19 protein-coding genes are annotated in these 21,160 nt (G+C 69.1%); 8 read left to right on the plus strand and 11 right to left on the minus strand.

What is annotated here, in order from left to right; all coding sequences use genetic code 11:
• The first annotated feature begins 65 nt into the window (after nt 1–65).
• Nucleotides 66–1,277, plus strand: a complete 1,212-nt coding sequence (locus H074_RS24650; protein ID WP_007032785.1) for an alpha-hydroxy acid oxidase — start codon at nt 66–68, stop codon at nt 1,275–1,277.
• Here H074_RS24650 and H074_RS39485 read toward each other — a convergent pair.
• Both H074_RS39485 and H074_RS24660 read right to left on the minus strand, forming a co-directional pair.
• Nucleotides 1,172–1,897: a nicotinamide mononucleotide transporter family protein gene (locus tag H074_RS39485; protein ID WP_007032786.1), complete on the minus strand. Its 726-nt coding sequence runs from the start codon at nt 1,895–1,897 to the stop codon at nt 1,172–1,174. The two genes, H074_RS24650 and H074_RS39485, sit on opposite strands and share 106 nt — an antisense overlap.
• A gap of 227 nt (nt 1,898–2,124) precedes the next feature.
• The gene (locus H074_RS24660; protein WP_007032787.1) at nt 2,125–2,862 is read right to left on the minus strand and encodes a mechanosensitive ion channel family protein; all 738 of its coding nucleotides are present in this window, start codon (nt 2,860–2,862) and stop codon (nt 2,125–2,127) included.
• Nucleotides 2,863–3,295: 433 nt separating this feature from the next.
• On the opposite strand from H074_RS24660, the gene H074_RS24665 reads away from it, so the two are divergent.
• The 5 genes from H074_RS24665 to H074_RS24685 all read left to right on the plus strand — a co-directional run bounded on the left by H074_RS24665 (nt 3,296) and on the right by H074_RS24685 (nt 8,203).
• Nucleotides 3,296–4,510, plus strand: a complete 1,215-nt coding sequence (locus tag H074_RS24665) for a PucR family transcriptional regulator (RefSeq protein WP_007032788.1) — start codon at nt 3,296–3,298, stop codon at nt 4,508–4,510.
• A 181-nt stretch (nt 4,511–4,691) separates the two neighbouring features.
• Nucleotides 4,692–5,618 (plus strand): ACP S-malonyltransferase, encoded by a 927-nt coding sequence (locus tag H074_RS24670; protein ID WP_268744777.1) that lies wholly within the window; start codon nt 4,692–4,694, stop codon nt 5,616–5,618.
• Nucleotides 5,615–6,598, plus strand: coding sequence for a beta-ketoacyl-ACP synthase III (locus H074_RS24675; RefSeq protein ID WP_007032790.1), 984 nt, complete (start codon nt 5,615–5,617; stop codon nt 6,596–6,598). The genes H074_RS24670 and H074_RS24675 overlap by 4 nt, the downstream gene beginning before the upstream one ends.
• 68 nt (nt 6,599–6,666) lie before the next feature.
• Entirely contained in the window at nt 6,667–6,912 is a 246-nt protein-coding gene (locus H074_RS24680) for an acyl carrier protein (RefSeq protein ID WP_004559006.1), read from the plus strand.
• A 40-nt stretch (nt 6,913–6,952) separates the two neighbouring features.
• Entirely contained in the window at nt 6,953–8,203 is a 1,251-nt protein-coding gene (locus H074_RS24685; RefSeq protein WP_007032791.1) for a beta-ketoacyl-[acyl-carrier-protein] synthase family protein, read from the plus strand.
• 67 nt (nt 8,204–8,270) lie between these two features.
• Here the strand turns inward: H074_RS24685 and H074_RS24690 are convergent, their stop codons facing one another.
• From H074_RS24690 to H074_RS24705, 4 genes are all read right to left on the minus strand, one after another.
• On the minus strand, nt 8,271–10,631 hold the full coding sequence (locus tag H074_RS24690; protein ID WP_007032792.1) for a cation-translocating P-type ATPase: 2,361 nt from the start codon (nt 10,629–10,631) through the stop codon (nt 8,271–8,273).
• A 66-nt stretch (nt 10,632–10,697) separates the two neighbouring features.
• The gene (locus H074_RS24695) at nt 10,698–11,291 is read right to left on the minus strand and encodes a hypothetical protein (protein ID WP_007032793.1); all 594 of its coding nucleotides are present in this window, start codon (nt 11,289–11,291) and stop codon (nt 10,698–10,700) included.
• 42 nt (nt 11,292–11,333) lie between these two features.
• Entirely contained in the window at nt 11,334–11,837 is a 504-nt protein-coding gene (locus tag H074_RS24700; RefSeq protein ID WP_085941006.1) for a DUF3145 domain-containing protein, read from the minus strand.
• 240 nt (nt 11,838–12,077) lie between these two features.
• Nucleotides 12,078–13,550, minus strand: a complete 1,473-nt coding sequence (locus H074_RS24705) for a S8 family serine peptidase (RefSeq protein ID WP_007032795.1) — start codon at nt 13,548–13,550, stop codon at nt 12,078–12,080.
• A gap of 194 nt (nt 13,551–13,744) precedes the next feature.
• Here H074_RS24705 and H074_RS24710 point away from each other — a divergent pair, with 194 nt between their 5' ends.
• The gene (locus H074_RS24710) at nt 13,745–15,208 is read left to right on the plus strand and encodes a hypothetical protein (protein ID WP_039923364.1); all 1,464 of its coding nucleotides are present in this window, start codon (nt 13,745–13,747) and stop codon (nt 15,206–15,208) included.
• On the opposite strand, the gene H074_RS24715 is transcribed toward H074_RS24710, so the two are convergent.
• Nucleotides 15,205–16,578: a dihydrolipoyl dehydrogenase family protein gene (locus tag H074_RS24715; RefSeq protein ID WP_007032797.1), complete on the minus strand. Its 1,374-nt coding sequence runs from the start codon at nt 16,576–16,578 to the stop codon at nt 15,205–15,207. The two genes, H074_RS24710 and H074_RS24715, sit on opposite strands and share 4 nt — an antisense overlap.
• Before the next feature lie 157 nt (nt 16,579–16,735).
• Here H074_RS24715 and H074_RS24720 point away from each other — a divergent pair, with 157 nt between their 5' ends.
• Entirely contained in the window at nt 16,736–17,440 is a 705-nt protein-coding gene (locus H074_RS24720; RefSeq protein WP_083920495.1) for an Lsr2 dimerization domain-containing protein, read from the plus strand.
• A gap of 54 nt (nt 17,441–17,494) precedes the next feature.
• On the opposite strand, the gene H074_RS24725 is transcribed toward H074_RS24720, so the two are convergent.
• Genes H074_RS24725 through H074_RS24740 form a run of 4 tightly spaced genes read right to left on the minus strand, consistent with a single transcriptional unit; the run spans nt 17,495 to nt 21,034 of the window.
• Nucleotides 17,495–18,238 (minus strand): lipoate--protein ligase family protein, encoded by a 744-nt coding sequence (locus H074_RS24725; protein WP_007032799.1) that lies wholly within the window; start codon nt 18,236–18,238, stop codon nt 17,495–17,497.
• Entirely contained in the window at nt 18,235–19,620 is a 1,386-nt protein-coding gene (locus H074_RS24730) for an NAD(P)(+) transhydrogenase (Re/Si-specific) subunit beta (RefSeq protein WP_007032800.1), read from the minus strand. Before H074_RS24730 ends, H074_RS24725 begins: the two co-directional genes overlap by 4 nt.
• Nucleotides 19,617–19,916, minus strand: a complete 300-nt coding sequence (locus H074_RS24735) for an NAD(P) transhydrogenase subunit alpha part 2 (protein WP_007032801.1) — start codon at nt 19,914–19,916, stop codon at nt 19,617–19,619. Before H074_RS24735 ends, H074_RS24730 begins: the two co-directional genes overlap by 4 nt.
• Entirely contained in the window at nt 19,916–21,034 is a 1,119-nt protein-coding gene (locus H074_RS24740) for a Re/Si-specific NAD(P)(+) transhydrogenase subunit alpha (protein WP_007032802.1), read from the minus strand. The genes H074_RS24735 and H074_RS24740 overlap by 1 nt, the downstream gene beginning before the upstream one ends.
• Nucleotides 21,035–21,160 lie beyond the last annotated feature (126 nt).

Below are 21,160 nucleotides of genomic sequence, written 5' to 3' on the forward strand. Positions count from 1 at the left end.
CAGCGCGTGGCGGGCTAGGGTAAGACATCGGATGTTTGCGGTGAAGCGGGAAAGGGTGAGCGAGAGTGACCAAGCGTCGACTGCCGAAGCCGAGTGAGCTGAAGCAGATCCTGCGGCCGAAGCCGATCGTGCTCAACCCAACCGACCGGCGGCTGGCCGGCGCGCACACGATCGCCGACCTGCGGATGCTCGCCCGCAAGCGGACGCCGCGGGCGGCGTTCGACTACACCGACGGCGCCGCCGAGCTGGAGGACAGCCTCCGCCGCGCCCGGCAGGCCTTCCGCAGCGTGGAATTCCACCCGAACGTCCTGCGCGGCGTGTCCGATGTGGACACCGGCAAGGAGATCCTCGGCAAGCGTTCGGAGCTGCCGTTCGCGTTCGCGCCGACCGGGTTCACGCGGATGATGAACCACGAGGGCGAGTCCGCGGTGGCCCGCGTCGCGCAGCGCAACGGCATCCCGATGGGGCTGTCGACGATGGCGACGACGTCGATCGAAGACCTCGCCGCGGCCGCTCCGGAGGCTCGCAAGTGGTTCCAGCTCTACGTCTGGCGCGACCACAAAGCGGGCGAAGATCTGATGAATCGCGCCTGGGCCGCCGGCTTCGACACACTCATGCTGACGGTGGACACCCCGGTCGCGGGCGCGCGGCTGCGCGACGTCCGCAACGGGCTGACCATCCCGCCCGCGCTCACCCTCAAGACCTTCGTCGACGGCGCGATGCATCCGGCGTGGTGGTTCAACCTGCTGACCACCGAGCCGCTGACCTTCGCGTCGCTGAGCCAGTTCGACGGCACAGTCGCCGAACTGCTCAACCAGCTCTTCGACCCGACCCTGAACTTCGACGACCTCGACTGGGTCCGCCAGACCTGGCCGGGCAAGCTCGTGGTCAAGGGGATCCAGAACGTCGACGACGCGCGTGACGTGGTCAAGCACGGCGCCGACGCGGTGCTGCTGTCCAACCACGGTGGCCGTCAGCTCGACCGCGCGCCGACACCGATCGAACTGCTGCCCGCGGTGCTCGACGAGATACAGGGCGACGCGGAGGTGTGGGTCGACACCGGCATCCTGTCCGGCGGCGACATCGTGGCCGCGATCGCGCGCGGCGCGGACGCGGTGCTCATCGGGCGCGCGTTCCTCTACGGCCTGATGGCCGGGGGTGAGCGCGGGGTTCAGCGGTGCGTGGACATCCTGCGCGCCGAGATGGTCCGGACGATGCAGCTGCTGGGCGTCCGCACCCTCGCCGACCTCAAGCCGTCGCACGCCACCATGCGCTGACGCGCTCCGCGATTCGGCACCTGCTTCGCGGTGCGGTTCCAGCTCCACCAGCCGTGGACGACCAGCCCGGCGAACACGATGTAGACCGCGGCGGAGAAGTACAGGCCAGAGGAGAGCTGCAGCGGTACGCCGATCGCGTCGACGACCAGCCACACCAGCCAGAACTCCACGAGACCCGCGCCCTGCGCGGCGAAGGCGACCAGCGTGCCGACGAAGATCGCGGCGTCCGGCCATGGCGCCCACGAGGCGTTCAACGCGTCGAGCACCAGCGCCATCGCGGTGGTGCCGATCGCGAACGCGCCGATCATCGCCAGGCGCTCGCCGAGACGGCCCTTGCGGACGACGACGCCGTAGACGGGATCGCTGCGGCGGGACCAGGCCCACCAGCCGTAGATCGAGATGGCGAGGATCGCGATCTGCCTGGTCGCGAGCCCGCCGAGATGCGCGGAAATGTAGACCGAGAACAACAGCACGGTGGCGCCGACCTGGACCGGCCACGTCCACAACGTGCGGCGTTGCGCCAGGAAGACCACGGCCAGCGCGAAGATCTGCCCCGCCAGCTCGGCGAAGGAGATCCACTGTCCGAGCACCGTGACACCGTTGTGCAGCAGGAAGTCCACGTCCGCACCCCTCTCCGTCTACCGCTCCAACATGCTCCGTGGCGACGCCATTCCCCAGTGAGTGTGAGGTGCGGAACAGGAGGACGGCTCGAGAGACGCCGAGGCGGAGCAGCCGAGTTCTCACAGGGTGCGAAAAAGGGCCCTCCACCGCGCGTTCCGCGGCGACGGGCCCCTTCGGCTCCACGCGGGCCCGATGCCTTCCTCGATCACCGGGCCCGCGGGGATGCTCAGGAATCTACGCGACCGATGCCCACGGGCGAAGTCGGCGGCTCCGAACGGACCTCCTGCTTGCCGTTCCCGGCCTCCAATTGGCCCTGCAGATCGGCCAGCCAGCCCTGCCAGCGGTCCTGCGCCGGCTTGATCAGGCCGCCACCGAAGCCGACGACGATCACGCCGCCGATGGTGGCGAGCACGGTGATCAGGACCGGCCCGGTGATCGCGGTCGCGATGTTCACCTGGCCGAGCGCGGCGATGATGCCGAACGCCATGATCATCCAGTAGGCGATCGAGCCGAGCAGCCGTCCCGCGGGCCGGGTGGACAGCGCTCCGGTCACCAGGTCGCGGACGACCTTCGCGACGGCGGCCGCGACGATCACCAGCACCAGCGCCACCAGGATCCGCGGCAGGAACGCGATGATGTCGTTGAGCAGCGCGCTGACCGGATTGCTCTCACCGAATACGCCGAACGCGAGCTGCAGCGCGATCAGGAGAATGAAGTAGTACACGAGTTTGACGAGGATCCCGCCCGCGTCGACATTCGCCTGTTTGAGTGTTCCGGTGAGTCCGGTCTTCTCGATGAGCTTGCCGAAACCGATCTTCGACAGAACCAGTCCCAATGCCTTCGACACGGCTTTCGCGATCAACCAGCCGATCAGCAGGATGATCAGGAAACCGATCAATTTCGGCACGAACGTGGCGACAAGGTTCCATGCTTGTCCCAAACCGTCTTTCAGCTGCTCGCCCACGGCGAACTCCCTCCTCTGCGCATCCGCGCCCTACCCGGTGCGGCTTGCGAGGGATCGTTGATCACGAGCACCGCACCGGCAACTCGGCGACCCACGATCGAGTGAGTGAGCTAGCGGGGAAAGATCGACAAGTCCCATACTTGTTCCACCGGTGGGGACCGGGGAGACGAGGCCGTCCGGCGCAGCGAAAAACGCGAGCGCCGGGCGGCCTCGAGTTTTATGCGAACACTTTTCACAATTCTCTGCCACGGACTGTCCACTTCGGACTTCGCCGGCGAAGGGGACGGCCCTTTGCCCGCCGGATCAGGCGCTGTCCTGCAAAGTCTGTTCGATGGACCGCGTGATCCAGGTGGATTCCTTGAAGCCGCGACGGCCACCCGGGCGCGAAGACCGCGAACATGACTTGCCGGACACGACCTAGGATCGGCTCACCATGGCTGATGCGACTTCCGGACGGCGTGTGCCCAAGCACCACGGGCTGTCCGCCAAGACCCTCCGGCGGCTCGAGCACGCCTCCGGCCGGCTAGCGAGCGCGAGCGTCGCGGTGATGGAAGAGCGGCTGAGCTGGTTCGCCCGCCTTCCCGCCGACCAGCGCGCGAGCGTCCTGCTGATCACCCAGGCGGGTGCCGCCGGCTTCGTCGGCTGGCTCCGCGACGCCAAGGAGGCGCTCTCCCTCACCACCGAGGCGTTCCGCGAAGCACCCGCCGAGCTTTCCCGCTGGGTGAGCCTGCGGCAGGCGGTCGGCATGGTGCGGCTGGCGATCGAGGTGTTCGAGGAGCAACTGCCGGAGTTCGCCGCGAACGAGGCGGAACGCGCCGCGCTGATCGAAGGGATCCTGCGCTACGGCAGGGAGATCGCGTTCGCCGCCGCGAACTCCTACGCGGCCGCCGCCGAGGCACGCGGCGCCTGGGACGCGCGGCTGGAGGCGCTGGTCGTCGACGGCATCGTCCGCGGCGACGCCGAAGAGGCGGTGCTCTCCCGCGCCGCCGCCCTCGGCTGGGATCCGGCCGCGCCCGCCACCGCGCTGGTCGGCACCCCGACGTCGGACGACCCGCCCGCCGTCGTGTTCGAGGTGCGCAGCCGTGCCGCGCGGGTCGGACGCCCCGTACTGCTTTCGGTCCAGGGGTCCCGGCTGGTCGTGGTCGTCGCCGGGCCCACCGACGGCAGCGTCAAGGACCGCGAGATCCTCACCAAGCTGTCGGTCGCCTTCGCGGAGGGCCCGGTCGTCGCCGGGCCGACGGTGCCCACCCTCGCCGAGGCGCATCACAGCGCGACCGAAGCGCTTTCCGGTCTGCGTGCCGTCGTCGGCTGGCCCGGCGCGCCGCGGCCCGCGAGATCGATCGACCTGCTGCCGGAACGCGCGTTGTCCGGCGATCCCGAGGCGGAGCGCCTGCTCGTGGAGGAGATCGCGCGACCGCTGGAGGAAGCGGGCCCGGCACTGCTGCGGACGGTGGAGACCTATCTCGACAGCGGCGGCGTCCTGGAGACCTGCGCGCGGACGCTGTTCGTGCATCCGAACACCGTCCGGTACCGGCTGCGGAAGGCGGCCGAACTCACCGGCCGCCACGCCGCCGAATCGCGGGACGCCTGGGTGCTGAAAGTGGCGCTGACGGTCGGGCGGCTGGCCCGTGCCCGAGGGCTCTGGTAAACCGCTTGGTAACTCTGCGCAGTGACAGACTTCATAGGGAAAGCTGGTTGAACCCGACAAGGCTTTTGGGTTAAGCGCGGAGATCAGGAAGGCGCTTTTGGAGGGTTCCGACAATTACGTCGGCAGGACTTGGTGAACGTCGGCATCACGACCATGGTGGCCGAGAGTGTTCTCTAATGGGGTGACAGTTGCAGTCCTCGCCCCCGGTCAGGGTTCCCAAGCCCCAGGCATGCTCTCCCCTTGGCTCGAGCTCGACGGTGCCCGCGCGCGCGTCGAAGCCTGGTCCGAGCGGGCCGGCCTCGACCTCGTCCGCCTCGGCACCGAGGCGGACGCCGAAGAGATCCAGGACACCGCGATCACGCAGCCGCTGATCGTGGCACTGTCACTGCTGGCGTTCGAGTACCTTCAGCGCGAGGCCCCGGTCGCCGCAGACTCGCCGGCCGCGGGTCACTCCGTCGGCGAGCTGGCGGCCGCCGCCATCGCCGGGGTGCTGAGCCCCGAAGACGCCGTCGCGCTGGCCGCCGTCCGCGGCGCGGAAATGGCGAAGGCGTGCGCGCTGGAACCCACGAGCATGGCCGCGGTCATGCTCGGTGACCCGGAGCAGGTCGTCGCGTGGCTCGAGGGCCACGGCCTCGCCGCGGCGAACCGCAACGGCGCCGGCCAGATCGTCGCCTCCGGCGCCGCCGACGCGATCGAGAAGATCGTGGCCGAGCCGCTGGAGGGCACGAAGGTCCGGGCGCTCAAGGTCGCGGGCGCGTTCCACACGTCCTATATGGCACCCGCGCGTGAAGCGCTGGCCGCCCACGCTGCGAAGATCACCCCGGCGGACCCGACGCGTCCGCTGCTGTCGAACGCCGACGGCCAGGTCGTCACCAGCGGGGCCGAATACCTCGACCGGCTGGTCAAGCAGGTCACGAGCCCGGTGCGCTGGGATCTGACCATGGACGGTCTGGTCTCCGCGGGTGTCACCTCGACGCTCGAACTTCCGCCGGCGGGCACGCTGACCGGGCTGGTCAAGCGGCAGCTCAAGGGAACCGTGACCACCACCATCGCTCTGAAGACGCCCGCCGAGCTGGCGAAGCTTCAGAGGCAGGAGGACGCTTCGTGACCGACCGATCCACTTTGCGGCAGGCGCCGGGCGCCGCCGGGACCCGCATCCTCGGTGTCGGGAGCTTCCAGCCCGAGAAGATCGTGACCAACGACGATCTCTCGAAGATCATGGACACCAACGATCAGTGGATCCGCGAGCGGGTCGGCATCATCGAACGCCGGTTCGCCGAGAAGGACGAGTCGCTGGTCGACATGGCGGTCAAGGCGGGCACCGCCGCGCTGGCGGACGCCGGCGTGGACCCGTCCGAAGTGGACACGGTCATCCTGCCGAACTGCACGATGCCCACCCAGATCCCGAACGCCGCCGCGCAGGTGGCCGACCGGATCGGCATCACGCATCCGGCCGCGTTCGACCTCAACGCCGCCTGCGCCGGGTTCTGTTACGGCATCGGCGTCGCCTCGGACCTCATCCGGGCGGGCAGCGCGAAGAAGGCGCTCGTCATCGGCGCCGAGAAGCTCACCGACCACGTCGACCCGGTCGACCGCGCGAACGCGATCATCTTCGCCGACGGTGCCGGCGCGGCGGTGGTCGGCGCGGCCGACACGCCGCAGATCGGCCCGGTCGCCTGGGGCAGCGCGGGCGAGCACGTCGACCTGATCTACATGCGCGACGACAAGTGGATCTACCAGGAGGGCCAGTCGGTCTTCCGCTGGGCGACGACGCAGATCGCGCCGATCGCCTTGCAGGCGCTGGAACTGGCCGGGCTCGAACCGTCCGATGTGGACGTGCTCATCCCGCACCAGGCCAACCTCCGCATCGTCGAGGCCATCGCCAAGAAGCTGCGGGCCAAGGGCGCCCGCGAGGACATGGTCGTGGCCGACGACATCAAGTACTCGGGCAACACCTCGTCCGCGTCGATTCCGCTGGCGCTGGACCACATGCGCAAGGCGGGCACCGCGAAGCAGGGCGACGTCGTGCTCGCCGTGGGCTTCGGGGCCGGACTCTCCTACGCGGGCCAGACCTTCATCTGCCCGTGATGAATACTTCCCCTGCGGGCGCCGTGTCCGGGGGGCAACCGAAAGCATCACCGAGAAGGGAACAACCAGTGGCAGACAACGCAGAGATCCTCGCCGGCCTCGCCGAAATCGTCGAAGAGGTCGCCGGTGTGGCGCAGGACGACGTGACCGCCGAGAAGTCCTTCGTGGACGACCTCGACATCGACTCGCTGTCCATGGTGGAAATCGCTGTCCAGGCCGAGGACAAGTTCGGCGTCAAGATCCCGGACGACGAGCTGGCGAACCTGAAGACCGTTGGCGACGCGGTGAACTACGTGTCGGCCAACTCCAAGTAAGTCCGACTTCTTGATAGGCGCCGACCTTGGGGAGACTCCAATGAGCAACATCGACGTCGTGATCACCGGGATGGGCGCGACCACGCCGCTCGGCGGGGACGTCGCGTCCACGTGGGACGGCCTGCTCGCCGGGGCGAGCGGGATCCGCCGCATCGAAGCCGACTGGGTCGACGAACTCGAACTGCCGGTGAAGATCGGCGCCATGCTCGCCGTCGACCCGTCCGAAGTCCTGCCGCGGGTTCAGGCCCGCCGGCTGGACCGCTGTGAGCAGGTGGCGCTCATCGCCGCCCGTCAGGCTTGGGCGGACGCGGGTTTCGAGCAGCCGACCGACGAGCATCAGGATGTGGAACCCGAGCGCCTCGGGGTGACCATCGGTACCGGTGTCGGCGGTCCGGTCACCCTGATCTCCCAGAACGACCTTCTGCACAAGCAGGGACTCCGCAAGGTCTCCCCGCTGACCGTGCCGATGCTGATGCCGAACGGCCCCGCCGCGCACGTCGGGATCGATCTGAAGGCGCGTGCCGGTGTGCACTCGCCCGCGTCGGCCTGCGCGTCGGGCGCGGAAGGCATCGCCGCCGGCTACGAGATGATCCGCTCGGGCCGCGCCGACGTCGTGGTCGCCGGTGGGGCCGAATCGTGCATCCACCCGATCACCCTCGCCGGCTTCGCCCAGGCGCGGACGGTCTCCACCCGCAACGACGACCCGACGAAGGCGTCCAGGCCGTTCGACGTGAACCGTGACGGTTTCGTCCTCGGCGAGGGCTCCGGCGTCGTGATCCTGGAGCGGGCGGACCGCGCCAAGGCCCGCAACGCGCGGATCTACGCGCGGTTGAGCGGGTACGGGATCACCTCGGACGCCTACCACATCACGGGCAACCACCCGGAGGGCGTCGGCCAGATCGCCGCCATGCGGCAGGCGATGACGATGGCCGGGGTCTCCCCTGCCGACGTCGGCCACGTCAACGCGCACGCGACCTCGACGGTCGTCGGCGACGTCGGCGAGGCCGCGGCGATCCGCAACGCCATCGGCGAGCACGTCGTGGTGACCGCGCCCAAGGGCGCGCTCGGCCACCTGGTCGGCGGTGCGGGCGCGGTCGAGGGCATCGCCACGATCCTGGCGATCTACCACGGCCTCGTCCCGGCCACGCTGAACCTCGAGAATCTGGACCCGAAGGTGCAGCTCGACGTCGTCTCCGGTGAGGCGCGCAAGGTCGAGCTGGGCGCGGCGATCAGCAACTCGTTCGGTTTCGGCGGGCACAACACGGCTCTGCTGTTCACCCCGGCGGCCTGATTTCAGTACGTGAAGGCCCCCTTCACCACGTCTAGCGCGGTGAAGGGGGCCTTCACGTACTTCTAGGTCAGGCTTCCGAGCGCTTGACCAGATGCCGCCCGATCCACCAGGCCGCCTCGACCAGCACGATCCCGACTCCGGCACACGCGAACGCCGAAAGCGTGTACGAGGTGACGCTCGGGTCCAGCGCGAAGAACTTCTGCGTGAACGGGATCAGGAACAGCGCGAGCGTCAGCACGACCATCCCGCCGATCAGCAGGATCTTCCACCACCGGTACGGCCGCGCCACGATCCCGAGCACCCACAGCGCGATCGTGATGAGCGTGATCAGCGCGGTCGTCCCCGCCTGGACCTTGTCCAGTTCGGACTGCCCGGATCCCTTGTACACCAGCAGGTAGCTCACGAACGTCGCGGTGGCGATGACCAGCCCGGCCGGGACGGCCATCCGCATCACCCTGCCGACGAAACCGGTGCGGGCGCGTTCGTTGTTCGGCGCCAGTGAGAGCACGAAGGCGGGCAGGCCGATCGTGAACCACGCGGTGATCGTGATGTGCCGCGGCAGGAACGGGAACGGCACCTGCGCGATACCGACCATCAGCGCCAGCAGTACCGAGTAGACCGTCTTGGTGAGGAACAGGTTCGAGACGCGCTCGATGTTGCCGATCACCCGCCGCCCCTCGGCGACGACGTGCGGCAGGGTGGCGAACTTGTCGTCCAGCAGCACGATCTGCGCGACCGCGCGGGTGGCGGGGCTGCCGGCGCCCATGGCGACGCCGATGTCCGCGTCCTTCAGCGCGAGGACGTCGTTCACGCCGTCGCCGGTCATCGCGACGGTGTGCCCCTTCGACTGCAGCGCACCGACCATCGCGCGTTTCTGCACCGGTGTCACGCGGCCGAAGACGGCGCGATCCTCCACGGTGTCGGCCAGCTTTTCGGCGTCCTCCGGCAGCTTCCGCGCGTCGACGGGCTTGTCCGCGCCCGGCAGGTCCAGCGTGCCCGCGACGGCGCCCACCGAAATGGCGTTGTCACCGGAGATGACCTTGACCGCGACGTCCTGGTGCGCGAAGAAGTCCAAGGTGTCCTTCGCGTCGGGGCGGACCTTCTGCTCCAGCACCACGAGCGCGACCGGTTCGATGTCGCCGGGGCCTTCGGCCGAGTCGACGGCCCGCTCGGCACGACCCAGCAGCAGGACACGCAAACCGCGGGAGCCGATCTTCTCGGCCTCCGCCCGGTGCTCCCCTTCGGGCAGCAGGACGTCGGCCGCACCGAGCACCCAGTCGCCGTCGCCGCCGAACGAGGCACCGCTCCACTTACGCGCCGAGGAGAACGGCATGGTCGTGGAGACCCGCCAGCCCGGATCGGTCCGGTGGGCCTCCGCGATCGCCTGCAGGCTCGCGTTCGGGCGGGGATCGGCGGCGGCGAGCGCGGCCAGCGCGTCGTCCACCGGATGGCCCGGCGTGATCTCCCGGACCTCGGAAAGCCGCATCGCGTTCTCGGTGAGCGTGCCGGTCTTGTCCGCGCACACCACATCGACCCTGGCGAGTCCCTCGATCGCCGGGAGTTCCTGCACCAGGCACTGGCGCTTGCCCAGCCGGATGACGCCGACCGCCAGCGCGACACTGGTCATCAGCACCAGGCCCTCGGGCACCATCGGCACAAGCGCCGCGACCATGCCGCGCAGCGCGTCCGGCCACGCCTGGTCGCCCGCGAGCTGGTTGTAGATGGTCAGCGCCCCCGCCGGGATGAGCAGGTAGGTGATGAACTTGAGGATCTTGTCGATGCCTTGGCGCAGTTCCGACTTCACCAGGGTGAACTTGCTGGCCTCCGCGGCCAGTTTCGCCGCGTAGGACTCGTCGCCGATGATGTCCGCGCGGTAGGTGCCGCTGCCCGCGACGACGAAGCTGCCGGACAGCACCTTGTCGCCGGGCTGCTTGACCACCGGATCGGATTCCCCGGTCAGCAGCGATTCGTCGACCTCCAGCGCGTCGGCCGTCAGCGCCGGGCCGTCGACGACGATCTTGTCGCCGGGCCCCAGTTCGACGAGGTCCCCGAGCACGACCTCTTCCGGGGCGATCTCGGCGCTCTGACCGTCACGGCGGACGGTCGGCTTCGCCTGTCCGACGATCGCGAGCCGTTCCAGGGTCCGTTTCGCCCGGAGTTCCTGGATGATGCCGACCGCGCTGTTGACGATGATCAGTCCGCCGAACAGCCCGTCGATGAAGTAACCCGTCGACAGGATGAGCACGAACAGCACCCCGTAGATCGCGTTGATCCGGGTGAAGACGTTCGCACGGATGATCTCGCCGGTGGTCCGGCTGGTCTTCGTCGAGACCGCGTTGGTCTGGCCCGCGGCCACCCGCTGGGCGACCTCGTCGCTGGTGAGCCCCCTCGAGGCGTCGGTCAGCAGGGCCGGCTGATCAGTTGCCATGCCCGCGACTCTATTCCGTCTGGCTCCCCCCGCACGTCAGCCTCTGGGACCATGTCGTCCCTTACTTCAGCATCTTTCGTGTTCGGGGTTGGTACCGCCGTCGGTCGTGTCGACGCGCCACGATCCGCTCTCCAGCCGCAGCGGCAGCACCAGCCGCCAGCGGATGCAGCCCTCCGGCAGGTACACCGGCGCGTCTTCGACGTCTTGCGTACTGGTGAAGGCGACGAGAACCCGGAGCGTGGCCGGCGTGCTCGGCTCGACGCGGTAGACGAGGATGCTGCCGTCCCGAGTGGACTGATAGTCCTTCTTCCACTCCGCCGGGGTCTTGGTCTTGGCCCGCTCGCGGGTGACCACCGAAGTCCACTTCGGATAGTCGCGATCGTTGATGGAGTCGAAATACCCCTGCAGCACCTGCCGGACGCTCTGGTACTGCGGATGCGCGAAGACGTCGGGAGTCACCTCGACGACGGGCGAGCCGGGCTGCTGTTCCGGGGCGACCGACGTCGGCGAGTCGCTGACGACCGGCTGGGTGGGCGCGGCCTCGGGACGCGTGTAGAGATCACGTGCCAGCAATCCGACGCCGACGGTCAAGGAGATCACGACCACGAGGACGGGGATCAGCCACCGCTGGCGAGAAAGTGGGCGAGGCTGGGCGGTCACCCTGAAAGGTTAGCCGCCCGCCTCTTCCGTCTTCACCGGCGTCTACCCGACTTGGTGCAGCCAGGTGACCGGTGCGCCGTCACCGGCGTGCCGGTACGGTTCGAGCGCTTCGTCCCAGCTGGCGGCGAGGAGCTCGTCGAGCTTGTGCGCGAGGGATTCGCCGGTGCGGACCTTGCTCACCAGAGCGCGCAACTGGTCCTCGCCCACGACGATGTCACCGTTGGCACTGGTCCTGCCGTGCCACAGGCCGAGGCCCGGAGCGAAACAGAACCTCTCGCCGTCGACCCCCGCACTGGGCTCTTCGGTGACTTCGAACCTGATCATCGGCCACGCCTTGAGCGCGGACGCCAGCTTTCCGCCGGTGCCCGAAGGCGCACGCCAACCACATTCGGCGCGGAGCTGTCCTGGACTGGCGGGCTGCGCAGTCCACTTCAACTCGACTCGGGCACCCAGGGTGCCCGAAATGGCCCACTCGACGTGCGGACACACCGCAGACGGCGACGAGTGGACGTACACCACGCCACGGGTGTTGCCACGGGTGCTCACTGCTGACCTCCGCTACTCGACGAGGGGCGTCTTCCCCTACGACCTCGCGAGCTGCACTGGTCAGGTGGCTCCTGTCGCCTCCCGGTACGCGTGAGCACATTGTGCACCCCGACTGTGTTGTTTGGCCACATGAACACCACAAGTCGCACCTGATTGGGACGCGGGACTCGGCCGAGCCTCGTGAGTGGTAAGGACGGTTAGAACCGTCCTTACCACTCACGAGTCCCATCGCCTGACGTATCAGCCCTGTGCGCCGAGGGACTTCGCCGCGGCGAAGGTGTCCACCAGGCCGGTGCCCTTGTCGAAGCTCGACGTGTACGGCCCGGCCGCCACGTACGGCGAGCCGTTGGCGAACTTGTACGCCGTGCCCTTGATCGCGGCCTCGATGTCACCCGGGCTCGCGTCCGGCGCGACCTGGAACAGCTGCGCGACGATCCCGGTGATCTGCGGCGCCGCCATCGAAGTCCCGCTGATCACGTTGTAGGTGGCGAGGTCCAGGAGTCCCGGGCCGTTCTTCGGCTGCAGGCCCTGCGTGCAGATCGGCTGCGTGGGACGGCACGACGAGAGGATGTTCTCCCCCGGCGCGGAAACGTCGGGCCAGCTCGCCTGGTCGGTCTCGAGGCCGCGCGAGGAGAAGTCGGAGACCGTGCCGTCGCGGGTACCGGTCCCCTGGTCGTTGAACGAGGCCACCGAAAGCACGCCCGGCGTCTGGTCCTGTCCCGGCGGGTTGGAGAGGTTCGCCGAACCGTCGCCACCGTCGTTCCCGTTCGCCCACACCGTGACGACGCCTTCCGCGGCGAGCGCGCGCTGCAGTTTCACCGTCGCCGAGTTCGGGTCGAAGGTGCCGCCGCCGCTGGGACCGTAGGAATTGTTGGTCACCTTGATCGGCGGGCACACCGACGCGGCGACGCCCGCGCCACAGGGCGCCTTGTGGTTCTCCAGCACCCAGTTCAGCGCCGCGTCCGTACCCAGGACGAGCAGCGCGGCCCCCGTCGAGAGCGAAACGATCTTCGAGCCCGGCGCCGAGCCGCCGACCTTCGTGCCGTCGGTCAGTGTCAGCTGGTTCCCGGCGGCGATGCCGGTGACGTGCGTGCCGTGGCCGCCCAGGGAGAGGGTGTCGGTGTCGACGGAGGTCGGGACGTCGACGATGCAGTTCGTGGCCGTGCCGTCGAGGCAGAGGCTCTTGAGGCTGCGCACCACCCGCGTCTTGCCGTCGGCGCCCTTGAAGGCCGGATGCGTCGGGTCGACGCCGGTGTCGATGATCGCGACGGAGACGCCCCTGCCGTCCACGGGAGCGCCACCGGCGTCCTTGAGCTGTGCCTGCGTCTGCAGGCTCCGCGTCGCCGCGGTGCCGGTGCTGCCGTGCGCCTCGAGCTTCTCGTTGCCTTCGACGTAGGTGACCCCGGCGGCCTCGCGGACCGCGCGCACCTGGTCGGCGGTGCCCCGGACGGCGACGACGCCGATCTTCCCGAACGAGGTGATCTTCGTGAGCCCGGCCGCGCGGGCGGCGCGTTCGGCGGTGGCGACGTCGCCGGCGTGCACGAGCGCGGTCACCCCCGTGGCGCCGGTGACGGTCGAGAGCAGGCGGGAGAGTCCGGGGGCGACGGGTGCGAGCGGTCCCGCGGCCTGCGCGGGGACCATCCCCGCGGCCGGGACAGCGAGCAGGGCGACGACGAGCGCGGCGCGTCGACGCCAGGGGCGGGATACGGCCATGACGTTTCTCCTGGTGACAGGGGACAAAGGAGCAGTGACCTACCAACGAGTAACACCTGGCGCAGTGACGGCGCTCACGCCGATGACAACTTTTCGGAGCAACATCACCTCGTCTACCTGCGCCGTGTCGCCCCGTTGCTCCGGATGGAGGCGCTACTTTGTGCACCGAGACCGACGAGATGGGGAGGGGTTCGGTGCGACTCGTTCGCCTCGCTCAACAGCCGTCCCGGGTGGCCGAGGACGTCCGCGCCGCGCTGGCTTCACTCGGCCGGGGCAGCAACGTCGTCGGCGGGGTCGCCCTGATCGGCGCCAGCCCGGTCGACGGGCGGCCCGTCGAAGCCGTCGTGGTCATGCCGAAAGGTGTCCTCATCGTCATCGGTGTCGACCTGCCGGACCCGGCGCTGAAACTCGAAGCCCCGCTCGGCGGGCCGTGGAAGGCCGACGGCTGGCCTCTGGTCCACGGTGACACCTCGATCAACCCGGCCACGGACGCGCTCTCGCTGTCCGCCGCGTGCACCCACAAGATCGCGGACGTCGCCCCCGGCGCGGGCCCGATCGGCACGATCATCGCCGTCGGCCCGTATGTGGAGACGGTCGACCAGCCGGCCGCGGACCTCGCCGGCTCGGTCCGTGTCCTTTACCCGACGGCGACGACGATGCTCGCCGCGACGGTCTCCCTGGCCACCGCGCCCCGTCCCCGTTCGGTCCAGCAGGCGCGGGACCTGATCGCCGCGCTCGCCCCGGACGCACCGCCGATGCCCGACGAGATGCTCCTCGGGGAAGGCTTCAGCGCCTACTCCGACGACGAGCCGACGGTGATCCGCGAGAACCCGCTCGTCGCGATCGCGCCGACGGTTCCGGTGCGGCATCCAGGGAAGGGGAACAGACCGGCGAAACCGGCCGCTCCTCCCGCACCGCCCGTCAAGCAGGCCCCGCCCGCCAAACCCGCGCAAGCCGCTCCGCCCGTTCAGCAGGTCGCCGCGAAGCCCGTTCCCCCGGTTCGGCAGACCCCGCCGCCGGCGGCCGCTCCCGCGGAGCCCGCCCCGAAGACGTCGCACCAGTCCAAGACGGTGAAGTGGCTCCCGGTCGCCGCGATCGGCCTGCTCATCGTGCTGCTGGTCGCGGCCATCAGCGTGGCTTCCGGCGGTGACGACACCGCGTCCACGCAGACTCCCCCACCGACCCCGGCGACCAGTGCTCCGCCGCCGAGCAGCAGTGCGGTGGAGAACATCCAGTTCACCTCCCGGGCGTCGGCCGCGGATCAGAAATGCGCGTCGCACGCATACGGCGACGTCCAGGCGAGCCTTCAGCAGACGAGTTGTGCAGGGGTGAAACGCGCCAGCTTCGCCAGTTCCATCGACGGCCGGGCCGCCGCGGTGACGATCGCCGTCGTGGAATTCCCGAACACCGAGCAGGCGGCCGCGTTCAAGGCCACCGCCGACAACCCTGGTGGTGGCGGCATCCTCGACCTCGCCACCGAGACCAACCAGTGGCAGGGCGAAGTCCCGGTGTTCGAGGGCGCCGCCTACCAGAGCAGCCTGGACGGGAAGTCGGTCCGGCTGATCCAGGTGGTGTGGGTGCCGGGACCGTCCACTGCGGACGATCCCGGCCTGGTCCGCGGCGCGAAGGCCGCCCTCGAACTGCCCGTCAACGGCTAAAGACCGTACGCCTCCAGCAGGCGCAGCCACACCTCGCTGATCGTGGGGAACGACGGGACCGCGTGCCACAACCTCGACAGCGGGACCTCCCCCACGATCGCGATCGTCGCCGAATGCAGCAGTTCGGCCACGTCCTGCCCGACGAAGGTCGCACCGACCAGGACACCGCGTTCGGTGTCGACGACGATCCGCGCCTTGCCCGCGTAACCGTCCGCGTGCAGTGAAGAACCGGCCACCGCGATGTCGATGTCGACGACGCGGTGCGGTTCGCCCTCCTCGGGCCCGGCGAGCCCGACCGAAGCGACCTCAGGATCGGTGAACACGACCTGCGGGACCGCGTGGTGATCGGCCGTGGCACTGTGCGCGCTCCACGCGGCGGAGTCGACAAGCTTGCCCGCCGCCTGCGCGGCCACCGCGTCGCCCGCGGCCCTGGCCGCGTACTTGCCCTGATGGGTCAGCGGCGCCCGGCCGGTGACGTCCCCGACGGCGAACAGCCAGTCACCGTCCACAGCGGACACACGACCGTTGTCGTCCGTCTCGAGTGGCGCGCCGGCTTCGAGGCCCAGCGTCTCCACGCCGAGCCCACCGGTAGCCGGACGGCGGCCGGTGGCGACGAGCAATTCGTCGACGATCAACCGATCACCGCCCTTCAAGGTCAATTCCTTACCACCGTCCACGGCGGACACGGAGTCGAGACCGGAGCCGGTGTGCACGGTGACCCCGGCTTCGCGGAGCCCCGCGATGACGGCGTCACCCGCGAAGTCCGGCAGCCGCGGCAAGGGACGCGCTCCCGAGATGATCAAGTGGACTTCGGAGCCGAGCGTGGCGAAGGCCTGCGCCATTTCGACTCCGACGACACCGCCGCCCAGTACGCCGAGACGGCGCGGGACCTCCTCCGCCGAGGTCGCCTCTCGCGAACCCCATGGGGAAATCGTGTCCAGTCCGGGGATCGACGGCGTCCGCGGGACACTGCCGGTGGCGACGATCACGGCGTGCCGCGCGGTCAGCACGTCACCGCCGCCGACCGTGACCTCCCGCTCACCGGTGATCCGGCCGTGCCCGCGGATCGGGACGATCCCGACGCCTTCGGCCCACTTGACCTGTCCGGTGTCGTCTCCCTCGCCGGTGAACCAGTCCCGGCGCGCGAACACCTCGGCCGGGTCGACCGCGTCGCCCACCGGGACACCGGGGACCCGCTTGGCGGCGGCGAGGAGGTTCCCCGGCCGCAGCAGTGCCTTGCTCGGAATGCAGGCCCAGTAAGAACATTCGCCGCCGAAGCGTTCGTGTTCGACGAGCGCGACGTGAAGACCGCCGCGCGCTGCCCGTTCGGCGGCGACCTCGCCGACGGGGCCGCCTCCGATCACGATCACGTCAAAAGTCTGTGCTGACATGCATTCAGCGCACACCACCGCGCAGCTTCGCGCAACCTGCCGCTATCCTCGTGTCGCTGCGTGAGTCATCAGCCGCGGGTTCAGGTTTCACCGTGCCGGTTACGCAGTAGAACGATCGAGCGCGGGAGGTTTTTTCATGGCCAGGAACACTGCTGTGCATTTGCTGGACGATCTGACCGGCGAGTCGGCCGAAGAAACGGTCGCTTTCGGTTTGGACGGAATCGCTTACGACATCGACCTTTCGGCCGACAACGCCGCCGCACTCCGGGAAATCCTGCGTGCCTATGTGGAGAACGGCCGCCGGATCGGCGGACGGAAGCTGCGGCCGCGGGTCGTGCAGCGGCCCAAGGGCGCACGGGTGTCGAAGTCGACCCCGAAGACCGCGGCCACCGCCGCGAAGGCCGAGGCGAAGACGGCCGCGAAGCCGGGGCGCAAGCCCGCCGCGAAGGGTGTCGCCGGCCGCAAGCCCGCCGCCGCCAAGCAGGCCGCCGCCCCCAAGGCGGAGGCCAAGGCACCCGCCAAGACCACGGCGAAAGCCACCGCGGCCAAGGCGAAGACGACCCGCGGCGCGACGGCGAAGGCCACCGCGGCCAAGGCTCCGGCCGGCCGCGCGAAGGCCGCCGCCGCGGCGAAGACCCCGGCCAAGGCGGCACCGAAGGCCGCCGCCAAGACAACGGTCGCGAAGGCCGCGCCGAAGACCGCGGCCGCGAAGACGACCGCCGCCAAGACCGCCGCGCCGAAGGCGGCCAAGGTGCCGGTGAAGAAGGGCGCCGAGCCGAAGAAGACCACGCGCACCGCCCGCAAGGTGCCAGCCGTCACTTTCTCGGCCACCGAAAAGTAATTCATCGAAAGGCCCTTTCGCGATCTTCGCGAAAGGGCCTTTTCGTTTTTCACCTCATTTACGCTGAGCGCCTTCGGCATGCCATTCCGCGTAGTGGTACCGCGTGTGCTGGAGCGAGCGGTGCCACTCCCACTCCTCGGCCGAGGGCTTCCGGGTGGTGAGTTCACCCAGCTGTGCGGCCGCCGCCACGCGGACGGCGTCCGTGACTTCGGCGACACCTTTACGCAGGCCGTGCTCGGCGAGCGACGCGACCCGGCTCCGATGGGAGTCGAGCGGACGGGGATCCGCGGGGGCCGCAGTGAGGTATCGGCCGACCCGTTCGGCCGCGGTCGAAACGAGCAGAGTGGAATGCGCGAGCAAGCCCGTTCTCGTCCGGAACACGGCGAAACCGCACAGCTTCGCGTCACCGACGAACAGGCCTCGATCACCGAGCCGCGACGGCAGCCCGAGTTCGGCCACCGTCGCGGTCATCAGTTCCCCGAGTGCTTCGAGCGGTTTGACGGCTTCCCCTGACAGACCGAGCCCCGGCAGGACGAGCGTGATGTTGAGATTGCCGGGATCGTGGAACACCGTGCCGCCGCCGCTGGCCCGGCGCAGCACCGGGACGCCGTCACTCGTGCAGACGTCGGCCTTGACCTCGCGTTCGATCTTCTGCCCCCGTCCCACGACCACACAGTCGGTGTTGCGCCAGATCCACAGGACCGGCGCCTCCGGTGCGGCGCGCAGGAGGGCTTCGTCGAACGCGAGGTTGTCGGCCGGGTCGTCGAACGAGGCGACGACTTCCGAGGGACCGATCACAGTGCTTTGAGTTCCTCCACGATCTCGCCCACCGACGATTTGGCGTCGCCGAAGAGCATGCTTGTCTTCGCATCGTAGAAGAGCTCGTTGTCGATGCCCGCGAAGCCCGAACTCATCCCGCGCTTGAGCACGATCACCGACCGGCTGTGGTTCACCTTGAGGATCGGCATCCCGTAGATGGGCGAGCCCGGATCGGTCTCCGCGGCCGGGTTCGTGACGTCGTTCGCGCCGATCACCAGCGCGACGTCGGTCTGGGCGAACTCGGAGTTGATCTCGTCCATTTCCTTGAGCTGTTCGTACGGGACGTCGGCCTCGGCGAGGAGCACGTTCATATGCCCGGGCATCCGGCCCGCCACCGGGTGGATGGCGTACGCGACCGTGATTCCCTTGGCCTCCAGCAGCTTCGCCATCTCGCGGACCACATGCTGCGCCTGCGCGACGGCCATGCCGTACCCGGGCACGACCACGACCTTGTTGGCGTACGCCATCTGGATCGCGGTGTCGGACGCGCTGGTGCTGCGGACCGGCCGGACCTCGCCGGATCCGCCGCTCGCGACCGCCGTGCCGCCGCCGAACCCGCCGGCGACGATGGCCGGGATCGACCGGTTCATCGCCTTCGCCATCAGGTTCGTCAGGATCGAACCCGAGGCGCCGACGATCATGCCCGCCACGATCAGCGCGGTGTTGTCGAGCGCGAGCCCCATGGCCGCCGCCGACAATCCGGTGAGCGCGTTCAGCAACGAGATGACGACCGGCATGTCCGCGCCGCCGATCGGCAGCACGACCACCACGCCGAGCACGCCCGCCGCGACCAGCAGACCGATCATCAGCAGTTCGGCGTCACCGCCGGTGGCGATGACGACCGCGAACACGATCGCGGCGATCAGCACGAGCGCGTTCACCGGCTGCTGCAGTTTGCCCAGGGTGATCGGCCTGCCGGAGATGAGTTCCTGCAGTTTCCCGAACGCGATGTTCGAGCCCCAGAAAGACACCGAACCGACGATCGCGGCGAACAACGACGCGATCGCGACGTACGCCGGCTCGTGCGCGTAGCCCTCGGTGGTGCGGAACTCGACCCACGCGATGAGCGCGACCGCCCCGCCGCCGACGCCGTTGAACAGCGCCACCATCTGCGGCATCGCGGTCATCTTCACCTTGCGCGCGGACGGCACGCCGACGACGACACCGATCGCGACGCCGAGCGCGATCAGCAGCCAGTTGCTCATTCCCGGCGTCAGCAGCGTCGCGATCACCGCGATGCCCATGCCGACGGCGGCGATCCAGTTGCCGCGCACCGCGGTGCGCGGACCGGTCAGGCCCATGAGGCCGTAGATGAACAGTGCGAAGGAAATGATGTAGAGGACGGCGATGAAGGTCGTCACTTGTCACCACCGTCTTCCGGCTTCTTCGCCTTGAACATCGAGAGCATCCGGTCGGTGACGAGGAAGCCGCCGACCACGTTGATCGTGCCGAAGGCGATCGCGATCACCAGCAGGATCTTGTTCAGTACGCCGTCGACCCCGAGGCCGAGCACGATCAGCCCGCCGAGCAGGACGATGCCGTGGATGGCGTTGGTTCCCGACATGAGCGGGGTGTGCAGGGTGTTGGGCACCTTGGAGATGACCGTGAATCCCACGAATCCGGCGAGCACGAGGATCGCCAGGCTGCCTACGAGCATCACTCGCCCCCTTGCTTTTCGGAATCGCGAGCGCCGGCCACACAGGCCCCGGCGACGATCTCGTCGGAGAAGTCGAGTGCGAGCCTGCCTTCCTTGTCGACGAGCAGTTCCAGCAACTCGGTGACGTTGCGCGCGTAGAGCTCGCTGGAATGCGCGGGCATCTCCGCGGCGAGGTTGAGCGGCGAGCAGATGGTGACGTCGTGCTCGACGATCTCCTCGCCCGGTTTCGTCAGTTCGCAGTTGCCGCCGGACTCGCCGGCGAGGTCGACCACGACACCACCGGCGGGCATCCCCTTCACCGCGTCGGCGGTGACGAGGGTCGGCGCCTTGCGGCCGGGGACGAGCGCGGTGGTGATCACGACGTCGAACTTCGTGATCGCCTCGGTGAGCCTGCGTTGCTGCTCGGCTCTTTCCTCCTCGGTCAGCTCGCGGGCATACCCGCCCTCGCCGACCGCCTCGATGCCGAGGTCGAGGAATTTCGCGCCGAGCGACTTCACCTGCTCGCCGACCTCGGGCCGGACGTCGTACCCGGTGGTCTGCGCGCCGAGCCGTTTCGCCGTCGCCAAGGCCTGGAGCCCGGCGACACCGGCGCCGAGCACGAGCACCTTCGCGGGCGGCACCGTCCCGGCCGCGGTGGTGAGCATCGGGAAGAAGCGGGTGAGCTTCTCCGCGGCCAGCAAGACCGCGCGATAACCCGCGACGCTGCTCTGTGACGACAGCGCGTCCATCGCCTGCGCGCGGGAGATCCGCGGGATCGCCTCGACGGCGAAGGCGCGGACGCCCGCCGATTCGAGCGCCGCTATCCCCTCCGGATCACCCCTCGGATTCAGGAAGCCGATGAGAATGGTGCCCTGTTTGAGCTTCGCGACTTCGGCCGCGCTCGGAGGCGCCACCTTGACCACGATGTCGGCATCCCACGGATCGCCGATCATCGCGCCCGCCTGCTCGAAGGTCTCGTCGGCGAGCAGCGCGCCGGCGCCCGCGCCGGGCTCGACCACCACCCGCAGTCCGCGTCCGGAGACGCGCTCGATGAGTTTCGGTACCAGCGCGATGCGGCGTTCACCTTGTCCGGTTTCCCGGACTACACCGACCGTGAGCTGCTCGTTCTCTGCCGCCACAGGCGACCTCCTCGCTGGAGAGGACCACACGAACCCGCACTTCTTACCACGCCCGACCGATAACTTTCCTGGCTGAAAGTATCCGGACGGCATCTTTCCGTGACATCGATCATCACGATCGATCCA

The sequence above is a fragment of the Amycolatopsis decaplanina DSM 44594 genome (assembly GCF_000342005.1).
Lineage (GTDB): Bacteria > Actinomycetota > Actinomycetes > Mycobacteriales > Pseudonocardiaceae > Amycolatopsis > Amycolatopsis decaplanina.